Origin of the sequence: Acinetobacter sp. TUM15064 (assembly GCF_008980265.1) — a bacterium.
In the GTDB taxonomy this organism is placed as follows: domain Bacteria; phylum Pseudomonadota; class Gammaproteobacteria; order Pseudomonadales; family Moraxellaceae; genus Acinetobacter.
In genome coordinates this window covers 147,178-166,168 of sequence record NZ_BKFU01000001.1, presented here as the reverse complement: position 1 = coordinate 166,168, position 18,991 = coordinate 147,178, and the positions used below count along the sequence as shown (strand labels likewise).

The 18,991-nt window shown below is 43.4% G+C and carries 10 protein-coding genes; 7 read left to right on the top strand and 3 right to left on the bottom strand.

Going from position 1 to position 18,991, the window contains the following annotated elements:
• The first annotated feature begins 43 nt into the window (after window positions 1-43).
• Both GBI16_RS00735 and GBI16_RS00730 read left to right on the top strand, forming a co-directional pair.
• The gene (locus tag GBI16_RS00735) at window positions 44-6,058 is read left to right on the top strand and encodes an SdrD B-like domain-containing protein (protein WP_228267787.1); all 6,015 of its coding nucleotides are present in this window, start codon (window positions 44-46) and stop codon (window positions 6,056-6,058) included.
• Window positions 6,058-6,609 carry a hypothetical protein gene (locus GBI16_RS00730; protein WP_086210373.1) on the top strand — a complete coding sequence of 184 codons (552 nt, stop codon included), beginning with the start codon at window positions 6,058-6,060 and terminating at the stop codon, window positions 6,607-6,609. The genes GBI16_RS00735 and GBI16_RS00730 overlap by 1 nt, the downstream gene beginning before the upstream one ends.
• Before the next feature lie 109 nt (window positions 6,610-6,718).
• Here the strand turns inward: GBI16_RS00730 and rsmB are convergent, their stop codons facing one another.
• Both rsmB and fmt read right to left on the bottom strand, forming a co-directional pair.
• On the bottom strand, window positions 6,719-8,026 hold the full coding sequence (gene rsmB / locus GBI16_RS00725) for a 16S rRNA (cytosine(967)-C(5))-methyltransferase RsmB (protein ID WP_086210372.1): 1,308 nt from the start codon (window positions 8,024-8,026) through the stop codon (window positions 6,719-6,721).
• The gene (gene fmt, locus GBI16_RS00720; protein ID WP_086210371.1) at window positions 8,023-8,985 is read right to left on the bottom strand and encodes a methionyl-tRNA formyltransferase; all 963 of its coding nucleotides are present in this window, start codon (window positions 8,983-8,985) and stop codon (window positions 8,023-8,025) included. The genes rsmB and fmt overlap by 4 nt, the downstream gene beginning before the upstream one ends.
• 461 nt (window positions 8,986-9,446) lie before the next feature.
• On the opposite strand from fmt, the gene ilvD (GBI16_RS00715) reads away from it, so the two are divergent.
• The 5 genes from ilvD (GBI16_RS00715) to GBI16_RS00695 all read left to right on the top strand — a co-directional run bounded on the left by ilvD (GBI16_RS00715) (window position 9,447) and on the right by GBI16_RS00695 (window position 18,023).
• On the top strand, window positions 9,447-11,276 hold the full coding sequence (ilvD, locus tag GBI16_RS00715; RefSeq protein WP_086210370.1) for a dihydroxy-acid dehydratase: 1,830 nt from the start codon (window positions 9,447-9,449) through the stop codon (window positions 11,274-11,276).
• Between the two features lie 366 nt (window positions 11,277-11,642).
• Entirely contained in the window at window positions 11,643-13,328 is a 1,686-nt protein-coding gene (ilvD, locus tag GBI16_RS00710) for a dihydroxy-acid dehydratase (RefSeq protein WP_086210369.1), read from the top strand.
• A 71-nt stretch (window positions 13,329-13,399) separates the two neighbouring features.
• The gene (locus tag GBI16_RS00705) at window positions 13,400-14,698 is read left to right on the top strand and encodes a hypothetical protein (RefSeq protein ID WP_086210368.1); all 1,299 of its coding nucleotides are present in this window, start codon (window positions 13,400-13,402) and stop codon (window positions 14,696-14,698) included.
• A gap of 323 nt (window positions 14,699-15,021) precedes the next feature.
• A complete protein-coding gene (locus GBI16_RS00700; RefSeq protein ID WP_086210367.1) occupies window positions 15,022-17,124 on the top strand; it encodes a TonB-dependent siderophore receptor in 2,103 nt (700 codons plus the stop codon).
• A 161-nt stretch (window positions 17,125-17,285) separates the two neighbouring features.
• Entirely contained in the window at window positions 17,286-18,023 is a 738-nt protein-coding gene (locus tag GBI16_RS00695; protein ID WP_086210366.1) for a sulfite exporter TauE/SafE family protein, read from the top strand.
• Here GBI16_RS00695 and GBI16_RS00690 read toward each other — a convergent pair.
• Entirely contained in the window at window positions 18,020-18,925 is a 906-nt protein-coding gene (locus GBI16_RS00690; RefSeq protein ID WP_086210365.1) for a LysR family transcriptional regulator, read from the bottom strand. The genes GBI16_RS00695 and GBI16_RS00690 overlap by 4 nt on opposite strands.
• Between the last annotated feature and the right edge of the window lie 66 nt (window positions 18,926-18,991).

The window sequence follows — 18,991 nt, the reverse complement described above, 5'->3', positions numbered from 1 at the left end:
CCTATCCCATTCACTTGCTTTTGCTCGGTATTGGGGTATTTTCGTGATTAAACGAGTTCAGCCGTTACAGAATCATAAGATCAAGCTTATTTTCTCAAGCTTAGCGACCGCTATGGCTTTGGTAAATCACGCTTATGCTGTGATGCCTGCTGCTGGGCAAAATATTACCAATACTGCGTATGCAAGTTTTGTACAAAGGGATGGTTTGATTGGTCAGGCCGTTTCAAATACTGTTCAAGTCACGATTACACCACAGTACGTGATTAGTCTGACTTCACCTACGCGACAAGAAATCAATGCGGGTGATAAAGTCATTTGGTTAAATACGTTAACCAACCATAGTAATGCGCAAGCCGAGATTTCAATTGATCCTACTTCGGTTGCAGAATTATCCAATATAAAAATATATGTCGACAGTAACCAAAATGGTGAGTTTGATCGTTCAGACTTATTGGTAACGGGGCATCTCACTTTAGAAAGTGGTCAAAAAGTTGACTTATGGGTCGTTGCAGACTCATCAACTAGTTTAAAAGACAGTCAAAACGTTGATCTGCCACTTCGTGCTTATGTCATTCAAGAGCCTACAGTAGTTGCTGATGCAGTGAATGGATTGGTGAGTTTCTTGCCACAGCTCATTGCAACCAAATCTGTAAATAAAAGCAGTTTTGAACCACAAGCTGGGCAGTCTTACGATTTAACTTATACCTTAAATATTAAAAATACCTCTGCACGTAATTCGGGTACAAAACCGATTGAGGTCGATGGACAGACCATCAATGCAGTGGTGTTATTAGATGATTTACCTGCCAACACCACGTTTAAATCGGCAAAAGCAAATAATTCCAATGCCTTGATTTTATATCCATTAGGGCAAGATAAATTTACCCAGCAGATTCCGAACGATAAATCACTCATCAATACCTTGGTGGTGGCTTATCCGCAGGCTTTAGCAGCCAATGCGACTGAAAGTGTCGAATTGGTTGTGACCATGAACTCGAATATTAGTCGTACCTCGATTTCCAATATCTTTAGTGTCGAGCATGGCTTAGTTTCAAATATTAAAAAAACGCTGTCGAATGAAGTCGTGACGACTGTGGGGGGAAGTTCTTCCATCAGTAATAACAGCAAAGATTATTCCAGTATTTTAGCAACAGGTAGTTTAAGCAAGCCGTTGTATATCGCAGCAAATAGTGCCATGTGTAATGCAACACGTAGCAGTGCCGATAAAGTTAAAATTAAAGTTCAGTCGACGAAAACGGGTGATATTGAATACGTACAAGGTATTGAAACAGGTATCAATACAGGCATATTTCGGTTCTCTTTAGCAACGCAGGAATCTGCAACTGCAATACAAAATGACCAAATTTTACAGACGGTTAAGCGCGATCAAGTGCTGGTGAGTTTAACTGATTGTTTAGATGAAAATGGTAATTCTACGGCCAGCATCAGTGATGTCGATACCAATGTGTTGATTGATCCATATGGTGTGGTTTTTGACGCGAAAACCAATCAACCTGTTGCGGGTGCAACCGTGACATTATTGGATGCCAATGGTAAGCCTGCTGACAATGTCGCTTATAAACTAGATGAAACGACAGGGGACAAAGTTGCTATTCCTGCAACGCAAGTCACCAATAGCGATGGTGAGTTTGTTTATCCTTATGTCGAGAATGGTACTTATAGTTTATATATCGACACTTCAACGATTGCGGGTGGAACCAGCTATAAATTTACCAGCGATAAAACGGTATATAACAATTTTAACAATCGCGTAGTTGATGCATCATGGTCTTATGGCGGAAACTTCACCTTAAAAACGGGTGATGCGGCACTTAATATTGATATCCCAATTGACCCTGTTGATATTGTGACGCCAATTAATGACAAACTGGTCATCAAGAAAGAAGTGGTGGGCGATAAAACGGCTGAAATTGGTGACTTTAAAGATTATATGGTAACGGTTGCCAATATGGGTGACTCAACGCTATATGATGTCGATATGAAAGATACTCTGCCACGTGGCTTTGTGTATGTATCAGGCACTACGCGTGTCAATGGTCAAAAGAGTAACGACCCACAGGGTGGCAAAGGTCCTTATTTAACTTTAGGTTTAGGGACACTGACACCGAAACAAGAAGCGAAGATTCAATACCGTGTATACATTGGCCCAAATGCTTTAAGTGGCGATGGGATTAACCGTGTTTATGCGCAGGACAATAAAAATACGACTTCAAATGAAGCACGTGCGGCGGTTAAGGTTACGCCTGGAGTATTTAGTCCAGATGGTTTTGTGGTGGGTAAAGTCTTTACTGACTGTAACCGCAACGGTGTGCAAGATGCAGGTGAGCTAGGTGTACCGGGCGTTCGTATTTACATGGAAGATGGGAACTTTGTGGTCACTGATCGTGAAGGGAAATATAACTTCTATGGCATTAAGCCCATTACGCATGTGCTGAAAGTCGACAATACCACTTTACCGAATAATGCTGAATTGGTACTGATTAGTAACCGTCAAGCCGGTGATCCTGCCAGCCGTTTTGTCGATTTAAAACGTGGCGAATTACACCGTGCCGATTTTGCGATTGCGGATACTGCGGGTGAATGTAGCCAAGCTTTGGCTACACAAATTGAGGCACGCCGTAGCAAAATTGATGCGCAACTGGATGCACTTGAACAAACTTTACGTCAGGACTTAACGGTAGATCCGCTCAGTAGTTATGTGACCGATGTTCAAGGTCAACCTGCAAGTGGTTGTATTAGTGCTTCTGGAGCTTCGGCAAACTGTAATATTGAATATAAAAAAGAACAGATTAAAGATGTGAAAACGGTTCAGCTTGAACCAGTTAAAGCGCCCGTAATTTTAGATTTAGAACAGGAATTACAACGTTCTGAATCGAACCAACTTGCCATTTTGAATCTAAAAGAACAACAAGTCTTGCCAGCCCAACAAGCCACCATTCAGGTGAAAGGGGCTTTAGGTACGGATATCCGTTTGTTTGTCAATGACGAGCAAATTTCGGAAAAACGCATTGGTAAAAAAGCCACCTATCAAGAGCATGGCGTTGCGGGTTTAGATTTTATTGGTGTGCCACTTACGGCAGGAAAAAATACGGTTTCTGTGCGTCAGTACGACAGCTTTGGCAATTTACGTGACCAACAGCAATTGACTGTGATTGCACCCGATGCAATGAGCCAATTGGCCACACAGTCTGTAGAGCAAGTGGTCTATGCCAATGGTAAGGACGTTTATCAAGTTGTAGTGAAGATTCTGGATCGTAATGGCACGCCTGTTGCAACGCGTACCCCTATCACTATAGAAACATCGGTAGGCACGATTCAGCTCAAAGATTTAGACCCTGATAAACCGGGTATTCAAGTTTTTGCAGAAGGCGGTTCTATTGTTGTTCCAGTACTCGCGCCATTGGAAGCGGGTTCAGGTGTGCTACGTATTCGTAGTGGTATTTATGAACAGACTGTACCTGTACATTTCTTGGCGGAACTGCGTCCAATGTTAGTTGCCGGGATTATCGAAGGTTCATTTGCACTGAATAAGTTCGACCCAAAAAATCTGTCGAAAAGCTCGACTCAAGATGGCTTTGAAGAAGAACTGAATGATTTATCCAGTTCAGGCGATGGTGAAACGGCCATTCGTGGTCGCGCCGCATTGTTCCTGAAAGGAAAAGTGCGTGGGGATTATTTACTGACTTTGGCTTATGACTCAAGCAAAGAAAATAATCAGCGCTTATTTCGTGATATTCGTCCAGATGAATATTATCCCGTGTATGGTGATGCATCTGCCAAAGGTTTTGATGCGCAATCTACCAGTAAACTTTATGTCCGTGTAGATAAAGGCCGCTCTTATGCGATGTATGGTGACTATGTTACACGTACAGAAAACGATGAAGGGCTTTCATTGGGTCAGTATAGCCGTTCATTGACAGGTCTGAAGTCTACTGCTGAAGGGGAGCGTTACCAAGTTTCTGGTTTTGCAGCTCGTACCAATGCAACGCAAATCGTGAATGAATTGCGCGCAATGGGGGTTTCTGGTCCGTACTCTTTGGGTATAGATAGTGATGATATTTTAGAAAATAGTGAAAAAGTGGAAGTGATAGTCCGTGATCGTAACAATCCTGGCTTGATTATTTCACAGCGCACATTAACCCGTTTTAGTGACTATGAAGTTGATACCTATACCAACAGTATTTACCTGACTTCACCTTTAAGCAGCATTGATGAGAACCTGAACCCTGTTTATTTACGTATCACGGTTGAGTCTGACCAAGGTGGTAAAGAATATACAGTTGCAGGTGTGAATGGTCGTTATAAGCTGAATGATAAAGTGACGGTGGGTGGTTCTTATGTGCAAAATGATGATCCAATGGATCAAGAGAAAATTGCCAGTGCCAATACCGTGATTCGTTGGAATGATAAAACTAAACTCATTGCGGAATATGCCTACTCTGATCACGATGCGTTAAACCTTGATCAATTAACCGATGTGAATGCATCAAATAGTACAGACAAATCTGGCGATGGCACCGCAGCTCGCGTTGAACTTGATTACAAAAATGACAAGGTTGATTTACGGGCTTACCATCAACAGGCGGATGAAAACTTCCGTAACGCCGCATCTTCGATTAGTTCAGGACGCAAAGAAAGCGCAGTGAAACTGAATGCACGTTTAGATCAATTTGGGATTTTACGTGTTGAAGCAGTACGGACTGAAGATATTGCCAACGAAGGTATTCGTTATGGCGTCAGTGCGTCAATTGAAAAAGCAATTAACCGCATAGTGAGCTTGGAACTGGGTACACGGTATTATAACGAATCGGCGAGTGCAGCGAGTGCTTCAACGCAAAGTGTTGAAACGCCGTATGACGGCACCACGGTTCGCGCTAAATTGAAAACAGCGCTCCCTTTTGATGGCTCAAGTGCTTTCTTAGAATATGAGCAAGATATCGCTGATAGTGACCGCCGTGTATTTGCTGTTGGTGGTGATGCTCAAGTCTATAAAAATATTCATGCCTATGCGCGCCATGAGTTCATTTCAAGTATTGGTGGATTATACGAACTCAATGACACGCAAAAACGTAATACGACTGTTTTTGGTTTAGACAGCGAATACATGCGTGATGGCTCAGTATTCAGTGAATACCGTGTACGTGATGGTATGAGTGCACGTGAAGCTGAAGCCGCGATGGGGGTGCGTAACCGTTGGCAGCTCAAAGAAGGCCTATTCTTTAATACCAGCTTTGAAAAAGTGAAAGTGTTTGAGGGTGAAAATAAAAATTCTTTAGAGTCAACTGCGGCAACCTTCGGCTTTGAACATCTGTCTAATCCACGCTGGAAAAATGTGGCACGCATAGAAGGGCGTTGGTCGAATCAAAGTGATAGTTATTTAAATACTTTAGGTACCGCGTACAAGTATTCAGACGAAGTGACTTTATTGGCTAAGAATGTACTGAACATTACCGACAATAAGTCTGCGGACTCTGGCGATCGCATCATTGATCGTGTTCAGGTTGGTGCTGCATATCGTGATTTGGCGACCAATCGTTTTGACTCATTGAGCAAAATTGAATATCGCTATGAAAAGAATGAAACAACGCTTGATGATCCGTATGAACGTAATGTTTATATCATGTCTCATCATATGAATTATCACCCAACACGTTCTATTCATTTATCAGGGCAATATGCTGTTAAATACCTCGATGAAACCTATGATCTTCTACAAACCAGTGGTATGACGCAAATGCTCAACAGCCGGTTTATGTATGACATTAATGAGCGTTGGGATGCAGGTGTCAATGCTGGAGTAATGTGGAATAGTGTTTCGGATGGAACCAAATATATGGCTGGAGTGGAAGTCGGTTATCTACTGGCAGCGAATCTTTGGGTTTCTGGGGGGTATAACTTTGTTGGCTATCAAGATAAAGATTTAATTGATAGTGATACAACGATGGATGGCGCATATTTCCGCTTCCGCTTCAAGTTTGACGAAAACTTATTTAATAAAAATAAAACCTCAGTCAATAAAGCTTTGGAGCCAAAATAATGTTGAGAGTCGCGACTAAGCATCTGTTATGGCTGACAGCAGTGGGTGTTGTGCTGACACATGCTAGCGAAGCCCCAGATCCTTCAACCTATCAGGCTTCGCAGCAGCAGGTGCATGTAGAATTACAAAGTGCATTTGGGCAAGCAACGGATATAAAAGAAAAATATCAGTTAGAAAAAGCGCGAGCGTGGCTGAGCTATGCTGACCATGCCTATAGTGCAAAAGCGAAACGTCAAAATATTGAATTGATTTACCAACAGGTCTTAGACATCTTATATGCAGATCCGCGTGCAAATTTAAGTGTAGAAACAGCAATACTGCCGTTTTCCCAAGTCATGCGTCATGATTTATGGACGCGCGCTGAACGTATCAAAGTACAAACGGGGTTTCAGTGTGCCTATAAAGAACTGGCACAAGCGGAAGTGAATTTGGTTTGGGCGGCTGCTGAGTACCGTCAATTGGGTTGGCGTCATTCGCGTGAGATTTTTGCCTCAGCAGAGCGTCTGATGGATCAAGCGATCTATTTGTCTGAGAACTGCGGTACGCTTTAAGTTTGGTCGGTATTATAACAAGACAAAACGCGAAGATTGCGGTGCATATTGGTATGGGGATTTGCATTTTATCACAATAAAAAAGGAGCCATTTTGGCTCCTTTTTTATTTAAATCTTTTCAATACGGCAATAATAAAAACCATCACCATGGTCAGGTGTCGGGAAAAGCTGACGACCGTGAATCTGCTCAATACCCCAATCTGCGTGAATTTTCACTTCTGTGGCATCTGCATGTTGTGCGAAGAAATGTTGCATCTGCTGTTCATTTTCAGCTTTTAAAATTGAACAGGTGATATACAACAAGGTGCCACCAACTTTCAGCTGTTTCCACATCTGTTCCAAGATCTGCTGTTGTAGTTCAACCGTTTGCTGGATGTCGGTAGATTGGCGCAGTAAACGAATATCAGGATGGCGACGCATCACTCCAATGGCTGAACATGGAGCATCTAAAACGATGCAATCTACAGGTTCAGATGTTTCCCAAGTCGTTGCGTCGGCCGCGAGAATTTCAACCTCGGTGAATTGGTTGAGCTCAAGCCGTTCTAGGTTTTCAGCCACACGGACTAACCGTTTAGCATCCTGATCAAGTGCGATGAGTTTCTTCGGTGTATATTTTTCCAGTAAGTGTGCTGTTTTGCCACCAGGTGCTGCACAAGCATCAACGACGAATTTGTCAGCTAAGTTGGGCAAAAGCGTTGCACAGAGCTGCGCATGTTCGTCTTGAACGGAAAAGCCACCATGCTCAAATCCTGGGAGTGCAGGAATCTGTACAGCTTGTTCTAAAACAATCCCTACTTCAGACAGCTGACAGGCATGAGCATCAATATCTTCTTCAGTCAAAATTTCGAGGTATTCTTCACGGCTGACCACGCGCTCATTGGTGCGTAAGGTTAGAGGTGCAACACCTTTTAAGTCACGGCAAAGCTGTTCAAGTGTGTCGACGCCCCAATCTTTTTTCAGGCGCTTAAATAGCCAGCTAGGTAAGCCATGTGCTTGTTCTAAGCTGTGTTGAAATTCAGATGTTTCACGTGAAACACGGCGAAGAATTGCATTGACAACACCACTTAAGGCTTGATAGCCGAGCTGTTTGACTGCAGTCACCGTTTCTGAAATTGCTGCATGGTCTGCAACACGGGTGCATAAAATCTGATACAGGCCTACATAGAGGCAGGTTTCAACTGTTTCATTGTTCAGCGGTTTGACCAAGAGTGGCAAAGTAATACTTTTTAAGCCGTACCATTGGCGCAATGTTCCGAGAACTAACTCATGAAAAAGTGCGCGATCACGATCGGCGACTTTAAGCAAATGCTGAGGAAGCACGCTTGCTAAAGACTGACCTTGTTGTACAGCTAAAAGTGTGCGAATCACTTGCGCACGTAGGTTTAGGTGAGACGTGCCGGGTTCAATTTTACTCATGCGAAAACTTGTCCTACCTGTAATTTTTGAGTTTGCTGGATTTGTACAGGGTTAAGCGTTTTACCCCCTGGCCATTGTAGTGCGGTTAAACACACCGCTCGTCCATCTCCACACACGACATGCACGCCTTGTTTGTCGATGGCTAAAATACTGCCAGCGGTTTGGTTTTGGGGGTTTTCTGTAGACAGTACTGAACCCCAAACGCGTAAATTATTATTTTCATCCAGTGCAATAAATGCCACAGGCCATGGGTTAAAGGCACGAATATTACGGTCGACTTGCGCTGCAGTTAATGACCAATCAATATGCGCTTCTGCTTTTGACAACTTATGCGCATAAACTGTTAACGCTTCGTCTTGTACTTCACGTTGCTCTAAATGGTGCTGTAATGTGCTTTCAGAGGCCAACACTTTAACGATAGCTTCTGCCCCTTGAATCGCCAATTTGTCATGCAAGCTTGCAGATGTATCTGTGGCTTCAATTGAGCAGTAGGTTTTATACATCATATCGCCAGTATCCAATCCTGCCGCCATTTTCATAATGGTGACCCCAGTTTCTGCATCTCCAGTAGAAATTGCGCGTTGAATCGGGGCAGCACCGCGCCAGCGCGGCAGGAGCGAACCGTGAATATTGAGACAACCATATTTAGGCGTATCTAAAACCACTTGTGGCAAAATAAGACCATAGGCAGCTACGACCATCACATCGGCATTTAAGGCTTTGAGTTCAGCCTGAGCCGCCAAACCCTCTTCCGTTGAAGACTTAAAGTGCAGTGGTTGATAGACAGGAATTTGATGCGCTAAAGCCAGCTGCTTCACGGCTGAGGCAGTCAGTTTTTGCCCACGACCTGCTTTACGGTCAGGTTGTGTATAGACCGCGACAATCTCATGTTCTGTTTTTAGCAACGCGTCTAAGGCTACAGCCGCAAATTCGGGCGTGCCTGCGAAGATGATTTTCAATAAAGACTCGAAAAAAATGACAAGATTAGATCAATTATAACAAAACTGGAGCAGTTACTGATTTTACCATTATAAAAAGCTGACTAAGACCGTCTAAATGAATGATGTATTAATATTTTTATGAAGAAAAAAGTTGCGGGTATTCGGCACAGATCAAGGGGGGATTTGCATTTTATATAAATAAAACTCATGCAAAATTTAAAAATTATTCATAGAAGTTTTGTATTGAAAGGTCAGTGAACGGGTTATAGTAGCTTCAATATGCAATTGAATGTCAACTCATTGGTTAAAATGTAGTGTCTAGCCTAGATGCCTGATCTGTTTTCGGTCGAGATGCCTAGAAACGATATTGGGAAAGAATACGGAGATGCTATGTTTAACTGCTTGACACTCATCGAACTCAGATTTTAGCCAGAGTGAATGTGCACATTCATCTCAAGCACACTTTGTTGGAAAATATAATGCCTGACTATCGTTCAAAAACATCGACACACGGAAGAAATATGGCGGGTGCGCGTGGCTTATGGCGCGCAACGGGGATGAAAGACGAAGACTTTGGTAAGCCGATTATTGCAGTGGTTAACTCATTCACTCAATTTGTACCAGGTCACGTTCATCTTAAAGACTTAGGTCAACTGGTGGCTCGTCAAATTGAAGCGTCAGGTGGTGTAGCCAAAGAATTTAATACCATTGCGGTCGATGATGGGATTGCGATGGGACACGACGGCATGTTGTATTCATTGCCTTCACGTGACTTAATCGCAGACTCGGTGGAATACATGGTGAATGCACACTGCGCTGATGCCATGGTGTGCATTTCAAACTGTGACAAAATCACCCCGGGCATGTTGATGGCGTCTATGCGCCTAAATATTCCTGTGGTTTTCGTCTCTGGCGGACCAATGGAAGCGGGTAAAGTGAAAATTCGTGGCAATGAACACGCGATTGACCTTGTCGATGCCATGATTGTCGCAGCAGATGACAGCTTTACTGATGAAGAAGTAGCTGAGTATGAACGTTCAGCATGTCCGACCTGTGGTTCATGTTCAGGCATGTTCACTGCAAACTCAATGAACTGTTTAACTGAAGCTTTGGGTCTATCACTTCCAGGCAATGGTTCAACTTTAGCAACCCATGCGAATCGTAAAAAATTATTTGAAAAAGCGGGTCAGTTGATTGTTGAAATCACCAAACGTCATTACGAACAAAATGATTACAGCTTATTGCCACGCTCAATTGCGACTAAAGCTGCCTTTGAAAATGCCATGACCCTTGATATTTCAATGGGTGGTTCAACCAATACCGTTCTTCACTTATTGGCCGCTGCGAATGAAGCAGAAGTTGATTTTACCATGACAGATATTGACCGTCTGTCACGTAAAGTGCCTGTACTGTGTAAAGTTGCCCCTGCAAAACAAGATGTACACATGGAAGATGTACACCGTGCAGGTGGCATCATGTCGATTTTGGGCGAATTAGATCGTGCAGGATTGTTGGATACATCTGTACCGACCGTTCATGAAAAAACGCTAAAAGATGCTTTGGATAAGTGGGACATCATCCGTACGGAAGATGAAGAAGTGTATCAATTCTTCCGTTCAGCACCGGGCGGTGTACCGACGCAAACGGCATTTTCACAAGACCGTTACTACTCTCGTTTAGATGGTGACCGTGACAATGGCGTCATTCGTAATGTGGAACATGCTTTTTCTCAAGATGGTGGTTTGGCTGTCCTGTATGGAAATATTGCACTTGAAGGCTGTATTGTCAAAACAGCAGGTGTGGATGATTCCATTTTGAAATTCAACGGCACCGCACGTGTTTTTGAAAGCCAAGATGCTGCGGTAGAAGCGATTCTCGGTGGAAAAATCACTGCTGGCGATGTGGTAGTGATTCGTTACGAAGGTCCACGTGGTGGTCCGGGCATGCAGGAAATGTTGTATCCAACCAGTTACTTAAAGTCGAAAGGGCTTGGTAAGGATTGTGCTTTACTTACCGATGGTCGTTTCTCAGGTGGGTCATCGGGTCTATCTATTGGTCACGTGTCTCCTGAAGCAGCTGAAGGCGGTGCGATTGGCTTGGTTGAAGATGGCGACCGTATCGAGATTGATATTCCAAACCGTACCATTCACTTAGCTGTGGATGAGGCAACCATGGCTACGCGCCGTGAAGTGCAAGAAGCTAAAGGCTGGCAACCTGCTGAACAGCGTCCACGTAAAGTCTCTAAAGCCTTAAAAGCTTATGCGATGCATACCACCAGTGCGTCTAAAGGTGCGGTTCGTGAAATTTAATCGCTAGTCTTTGACTGATTAAAAAGAGCACTCCATTTGGGGTGCTTTTTTATTGATTGATGAAAATAGTACAGTCGCATTTTACATTACGATTTGCACTTTTATTGCGTAGACGAGGTTTTACTTTTGACGGCACAAAAGTAACAAAATGCCTTTGTTTCACTGTATGGCATCCCTGCCATACAGTGAAACAGCGACATCCATGTCGCTTCATCATGTGACTTGATTTGTGTAAAACAACAATAAATGGGTTCATGTAATACCTAGCGAGTCGCTTTCATGTGTAGCCTGCTTTCTATACAATAAAAACAGAAAAAATTGCCAAGACTGTAGAGCAATACGCAGCCATCGCTAAGGACAAATACAATGAGTAAAGACAATATCCGCGAACATTCAGCTCCTGTTTATGAGGGCATTGAAAATGCGCCTGCACGTTCCATGATGCGTGCAACAGGCTTTAAAGATTCCGACTTTACCCGTCCCTTTGTCGGTATTGCGTCTACGTGGGCCAATGTCACGCCGTGTAATATGCATATTAATGAACTGGCGCGTGAGGCTGAGAAAGGGGTCAATCAAGCTGGCGGCAAAGGCATTATTTTTAATACCATCACCATTTCAGATGGTATTTCTAACGGCACCGAAGGCATGAAGTATTCATTGCTGAGCCGTGAAATTATTGCTGATTCGATAGAAGCTGTGGTGGGGTGTCAAGCCTATGATGGGGTGATTGCCATTGGTGGTTGTGACAAAAATATGCCGGGTTGTATTATGGGCTTAGCCCGTTTAAATCGTCCAGGTTTGTTTGTTTATGGTGGGACAATCAAGCCGGGCGCAGGGCATACTGACATGATTTCTGTCTTTGAAGCAGTGGGTCAGCACGCCAAAGGTGAAATCAGTGCCATTCAAGTCAAACAGATTGAAGAAGTGGCGCTGCCGGGGCCAGGATCATGTGGCGGTATGTACACTGCAAACTCGATGGCTTCTGCGATTGAAGCCTTGGGCATGAGTTTGCCGGGTTCCTCTGCACAAGAAGCGGTTTCAGATGACAAAAGGATCGACTGTCAAAAAGCAGGTGAAGCGGTGATGAATTTGCTGCGCTTAGATTTGAAACCACGCGATATCATGACCAAAGCTGCATTTGAAAACTCGATTAAAGTGCTGATTGCCTTGGGGGGGTCGACCAATGGCGTGCTGCACTTACTGGCAATGGCACATACTGCTGGGGTTGAACTGAGTTTGGATGATTTTGTCCGTATCGGGCAAGATATTCCCGTAGTGGCCGATGTGCGCCCATCTGGTAAATATTTGATGTCTGAGCTGATTGCGATTGGGGGCATTCAACCGTTGATGAAACGCATGCTGGATGCTGGCATGCTCGATGGTTCATGTTTAACGGTAACGGGCAAGACCTTGGCAGAAAATTTGGCGGAGGTGGAAGATTACCCTGAAGGTCAGCAGATTATTTTACCCTTCGACGCGCCTATTAAAAAAGACTCTCACTTGGTGGTGCTTAAAGGTAACCTATCTCCAACAGGTGCTGTGGCTAAAATCACGGGTAAAGAAGGCCTGTACTTTGAAGGGCCAGCGCGTGTCTTTGAGGGTGAAATTGGCGCGATGCGCGGCATTTTAGACGGCGAAGTCCAAGCGGGTGAAGTGGTGGTGATTCGTGGAGAAGGGCCTAAAGGTGGGCCGGGTATGCCAGAAATGCTGAAACCGACCTCAGCGATTATTGGTAAAGGTCTCGGTAAATCTGTGGCCCTGATCACCGATGGTCGTTTCTCTGGCGGCAGTCATGGTTTTGTCATTGGTCATGTAACCCCAGAAGCCTATGAAGGTGGGCCAATTGGTTTGGTGCAAAATGGCGATAAAATCTCGATTAATGCAGAAACCCGCGAAATGACGTGGCATGTTTCGGCAGATGAGATCGCTGCGCGTCAAGCGGCTTGGGTGAAACCGCATCCGAATTATCGTTATGGGGCCTTGGCCAAGTTTGCAAAACTGACCACTGGCGCAGAAAAAGGCGCGGTAACTGATCTAAATTTAGATGTCTAATTGATCATTTTGCTGTGAATTGATATAAACCCTTGTAGTACTTTCAAGGGTTTAATGTAGAGGCTTTGCTCATGTCACTGTTGCGTCGATGGTTCGATCCGATTCGATCGCGTTGGTTTTACCAAAAACCGATTCGTCAAACGGTCGTATCTACAGAACAAGGCTTGAGTATTCATTTACGCCTCGACGATGTATACAGCTATTTAGCCGTTCAGCAGTTACCCCAAATTGAAGAAATTTTAGCGGATGAACTAAAACCATTGACGGTGGTCATTTCTCGTCAGGCTGCTGAACCGCCAAATCAGATGTCGGCATTGGAATGGCAGACCTATTGTTTAAATGATGCCAAAATTCTGTCGCGTCAGCACCGTTTTAGCTTTCATGAAACCCCGGAGCAACCCAGTATAGAGGCATTAAGCCAAGCAGAAACTATTTTGCGACTTACGCCGCTACGTGGGCAGGACTTTTTGTATTTGCTCGAAGACGTGTTTCATATGTTATGGCAAAAGCAAGAGGGGAAACTGCGGACTTTATATGCGATGGCCAGTCGTCATCATCAGGAGCAAAACTTTCCAGAACGTATTTTTAATGATGATGTGGTACTGGCGAGCTACTTTCAACTCGGTGACCGCCAATATCATGCTGTTGATGATCTACTACGTTTAACCCGTCGTTTAAAACAACAAAAACTATTTACCGATAATCCGATTTTCTTAATCAATCATATAGATTGGCGTGAGCATTTGATTAGTGATGCGGAAGAGTTAAATGAAATTCAGGCACTTGATCCTGAGTTGGATTTATACGTTGCACTTGAAGATCCGATTTCATGGTTATTGTTAGCTTATATCAAAGAAGAGCTGGCAGATTATTATAATATTCAGCTTAATGTTTACCCACTGAGTTATCATGGTCGAGACTGGTTTGACTGGAGTTTGGCAACGCGGTTGTCTAAGCGAACAGAAGTACAGTTCACGCCGTTTTGTCGCCCGACCCAAGTGGCAACTTTGGCGATGGCACAGTTATTTTATAGTGTGCCCGAAGAGCAACGTATTGATGCCATGTATCGGATATTGAAAACGGTTTGGACTCAAGGTAAGGATTTATCTTATAAAGCACATTTTGATCATTTGATGCAGGAGCTCGATATTACAGCGTTGAGTGTTGACAATGTAGAGACCAAGCTCAAAGAAAACGATATCTTGTGTGAAATGAAGTCTCAACCCGATTTTCCCGTGCTTGAACTGCGTGTTGATGGTCAGAGCTATGTCTTTAATAGTCTGTATCGGGTTTGGATGATTGAAAGTATTTTCAGTAACGTACTGGAAGACCAGTACAAAGCAGATAGTGCTGATGAACAGCAAGGTTAAACGGTTTATTGTGTTTAAGTTGGGTTCAAAGTGCGCTTGAACCTGCATGATAAAATTTATCTTAAAAATAAATACTTAGTTTGCTAATGCTGAAAACGTTTTCAGTTGTCTTGAGGGCATGCTTGTTTAATCTGTGTGAAGGCAAGGCCCCTACGATATAAGCAACATGCTTAATCTGGATCATTATTTTTCAGGCACTTGAATTCTTATTTATAAATTTAATGAGTGTTAACAGTTTAAATCATTGTTAAATTCTATTAATTAATATGTTTACAAATGAAAATGATTATAATTGAGATTCTTTCTGTTTGTTGATTGATGCTATGCGTTTTCATATTTCTTATCTGAGTTTGTCCATTCTTGCTGTAATGACCACGCCGACCTTTGCTCAGAGCGAGGTAGAGGAAACGACATCATCGAAGGTTTTGCCCACTTTACAATTTGAAGCTCAAAAACAAGATGCGAAAGACGCGTATGCGGCAAAAACTGCATCAGCTGTTTTGCGTTCAGATGCCCCACTTTTTGAAACGGCACAATCAATCAGCGTGATTAGTGCAAAACAACTCGAACAAAAACAAGCGAAAACACTGTCTGAAGCCTTGCAGGGTGTAGCAGGGGTCACTGCAGGACAGTATGGGCGTCGTGGCTGGGATGACTTTATTATTCGTGGACAAGTTTCCAGCGCGCAGACTTATGTCGATGGCTTGCGTATTCAAACTTCGGATAATGCCCTACGTTCAGAAGACATCACTGGCTTGCAGTCGATTGAAGTGGTGAAAGGGCCAACATCGACAGGTTTTGGCTTTGCCTTACCAGGTGGTTTAGTCAATTTAACCACTAAGCGTCCTGAGGCAAAGACTTCTTATCGTGGCAGTGTAAGCTATGGTAGTAATGCTTTGATTGATGGAACATTTGACATTAACTATGCACCAAATGACAGCGAAAAGGGTGCGTTTCGTGTAGTGGGTCATGCCTCTGATCAGGATGATCCAACAGATTATGTTTATTATAAAAATTATTATATTGCGCCCTCTTATAATTTTGATTTAGGCGAAAAAGATGAGTTGTCTGTGATAGCGAGCTATCAACATCGTGATTTTATTCGTCAGCAAGGGATTCCTTATAGTAATGGTGCTTATAAAAATTACTCACAGAGTTTGTTTTTTGGCGCGCCGAATTTAAGCAATACGGTTGATGTTTTGCGCTTAGGTTCGAACTATGCACATTATTTTGATAATGGCTGGACCTTTAAGCAAAATTTTGCAGTCACTAAAACCGATGCAGATAATAATCCTGTATTGGCGGGGAGTAATAACACATTACCCACCATCAAACGGACGGTGGAAAGACAGATTAAAGATGATGTAAATTTTGCATTAGATAATAATGTGTCACGTCATTTCGACTGGGGCAAAACCCAATATGATTTAATGATTGGTTTAGATATGATGCATGAGCGTAGTGACTATGAACGCCGTCGCAATAGTTTGTCATCTTTTAATGCCAATAATCCTGTTTACACTGCAATTCCAAAAGCAACAACAACAATTGCTCACCAAATTACCGACACCCAATATATGGGTGTATATCTACGTAATAATTTTAAAATTGATGATCATTGGATCTTGGGCTTATCAGGTCGTCATGACTGGACTCAAGTAGAGGTCGATGATCTTTTCAATGATACGAAATTAAAAAATTCAGATAATGCCTTTACGGGTAATGCATCTTTGATGTATCAGATTAATGATATGTTTGCCCCTTACGTGAGTTATGCAACCTCTTTCTTTCCTGTGAGTGATGCTGGTGCAGATGGTACGCTGCTGGACCCAGAAGAAGGGGAACAATATGAAGTTGGTGTGAAGTTCCAAGGGCTGAATCAAAGACTGCAAGGTTATGTAGCTTATTATGATTTAACCCGTCAAAACGTAACCGAGACGGATACAACAGGTGATTATTCTGTACAAATTGGCGAGCAAAAGACCAAGGGTTATGAAACAGAGTTATCAGCAGCTTTAACTGATCAATGGAACCTGACCGCAACCTATAGTTATATTCCTACAGCCAAAATTACTGAAAGTGAAACCAGCAGTGATATTGGCAAGCGAATTAACCATGTGCCTAAAAATGCGGCCTCTTTATCAACTCAATATTTCTTTGGTGGTGATCAACTGGGCTGGAATGTTGGTGCAGCTGCAACTTATCAGGGTGAGCGTACAGCGCAACGCGGGACTTATTATGTACCGTTATCGAGTTATACACTCTACGATGTCAGTGCAGGTTATGAAGCGAAAAATTGGGGCGCAAAATTCAGCGTAAAAAACCTGTTTGATAAAGAGTATTTAGTCGGAACCACGCCAAATGCACAATTGGTGAATTGGGGTGATCCACGTACTTTCCGCTTCAGCCTAAATTTCAAATACTAAGCAGAATCACAGCGCATCACATCTGGATTCAATAACAGTTGAGTCCAGAGCATGCTTTCCAGTAAGCCTCAATCTTTGATTGAGGCTTACTTCTAAAAACAGTGATATGACCCCGCATTCAAATTTTATAGCATGGCACTAAGTGTTTAGAGAGAATCGTCATGCTTGCTTTTGTTATTTTTGTTTTTGCTGTCGCAGGTATGATTAAAGGCACCATTGGATTGGGCTTGCCCGCCGTATCGATGGGACTTTTATCTTTGGTGATTAGCCCATTTCAAGCGGCAACTTTGCTCATAATCCCTTCCATGGTCACGAACGTTTGGCAATTGTTCGCAGAAGGGCGTGTACTGCGACTGCTACAGCGCTTTTGGCCCTTGTTGGTGGGCATGATCATCGGTTCAGTTTGGAGTGTTTTTCCTACGCTCGGACATGGCGAATTTCAAAGTGAAGCGTTGTTGGGCGGAATGCTGGCCATTTATGGTCTATATGGTTTGTTTGCCAAAAACATGCCCAACTTAGCCCCCTATGAAAAATATCTATCGCCGATCATGGGCTATTTGGGTGGTGCTTTGACAGTCGCGACAGGGGTGGTGGTGATTCCTGTGGTGCCGTATTTGCAGTCTTTGCATTTAAAGCGGGATGATTTGGTACAATCGCTTGGCCTTGCCTTTACCGTTTCAACTTTGTGTCTAGCTGCATATTTACATCTGAATCCTGTTGAAGATACCCCAATTGACTATCAATTGTCGTTGATCGCACTACTGCCTGCATTGCTCGGAATGTGGTTGGGCACTAAAATTCGCTACCGCATCCCTGAGCAAGCCTTTCGTAAGGTGTTTTTTGTGGGCTTAGTGCTATTTGGCAGTTATATGGTTTTACATCAATTGGGCTGGCTTTAATGCGCAATGAGTTGATCATGTTGGCTCAAGAGGAATTGACTAAAGCGTTGGTAATCTGCGGGGAGCTGATCAAAATACCGTGTCGCTAGCAGCAACTTGCGGTTGGCCCATTTGCCTAGTAGTTCAATCTGCTGAAAGTCATACTGCACGTTTAAACGCTGTGCTGCCCGTTTGGGAATAATGGCAATGCCGACGCCATTGGCAACGACTTGTGCGATTGCGGCAAAGTTCGGGACCCGTAGCCGATAGTGAATCTCATAGCCTAAGCGTTTGGCTTGAGCCTCGATTGACTGTTGTAGGGAATGGTATGGCATGAGGCCTACAAAAGGATGTTGCACTAATTCACCCAGTTCCAGTTGAACCACAGTGGCAAGTGCATGCTGATTTGGACAGATCAGCACCAACGGATCGTCAGCAAATTCTTGGGTTTCAAGTTGTCCTGCATCGAAAAAACTGGAAATCAGTCCCAACTTCGCCGTGCCTATGCTGAGGGCCTGAATAATGTCATTGGTTTCAGCTTCCTTTAATTCGATATGAAGTTTTGGATTTTCCATCAAATACTGTGGCAATAAATGGGGTAAGTACTCACTTTGCGCTGATGAGTTGCACCACAGAATAATGTTACTCGTTGCACTGTGGGCAAAGGGCAACATAGCCTGTTGTAATTGTTGCTGCTGTTGTAGCAAATGTTGTGCATGTTCAGCAAAAGTTTGTCCAGCAAGGGTCGCTTTTACCCCTGTTGCATGGCGGGTAAATAGACTGACTTCAAAATGGTGTTCTAATTTTTTAATCCGTTCACTGGCGGCCTGTAAAGAAATGGCGGAACGTTCCGCACCTTTGGTGAGACTGCCTGTACTCAGGATATTGATAAACAATTGCAGATCAAAAAAATCAAGGCGCATGGCAGGGTCAAAGCGGAAAATGTTGCTTTATCTTAGTCCTTTTTGCGTTTTGAGACATCCCTTTAG

Excerpts from the sequence above, each read along its gene's own strand:
- GBI16_RS00695 (WP_086210366.1), top strand. The coding sequence starts at position 17,286 with ATGCTTGCTTTTGTTATTTTTGTTTTTGCTGTCGCAGGTATGATTAAA.
- GBI16_RS00705 (WP_086210368.1), top strand. The coding sequence starts at position 13,400 with ATGTCACTGTTGCGTCGATGGTTCGATCCGATTCGATCGCGTTGGTTT.
- ilvD (WP_086210369.1), top strand. The coding sequence starts at position 11,643 with ATGAGTAAAGACAATATCCGCGAACATTCAGCTCCTGTTTATGAGGGC.
- GBI16_RS00700 (WP_086210367.1), top strand. The coding sequence starts at position 15,022 with ATGCGTTTTCATATTTCTTATCTGAGTTTGTCCATTCTTGCTGTAATG.
- GBI16_RS00730 (WP_086210373.1), top strand. The coding sequence starts at position 6,058 with ATGTTGAGAGTCGCGACTAAGCATCTGTTATGGCTGACAGCAGTGGGT.
- ilvD (WP_086210370.1), top strand. The coding sequence starts at position 9,447 with ATGCCTGACTATCGTTCAAAAACATCGACACACGGAAGAAATATGGCG.
- GBI16_RS00690 (WP_086210365.1), bottom strand. The coding sequence starts at position 18,925 with ATGCGCCTTGATTTTTTTGATCTGCAATTGTTTATCAATATCCTGAGT.
- rsmB (WP_086210372.1), bottom strand. The coding sequence starts at position 8,026 with ATGAGTAAAATTGAACCCGGCACGTCTCACCTAAACCTACGTGCGCAA.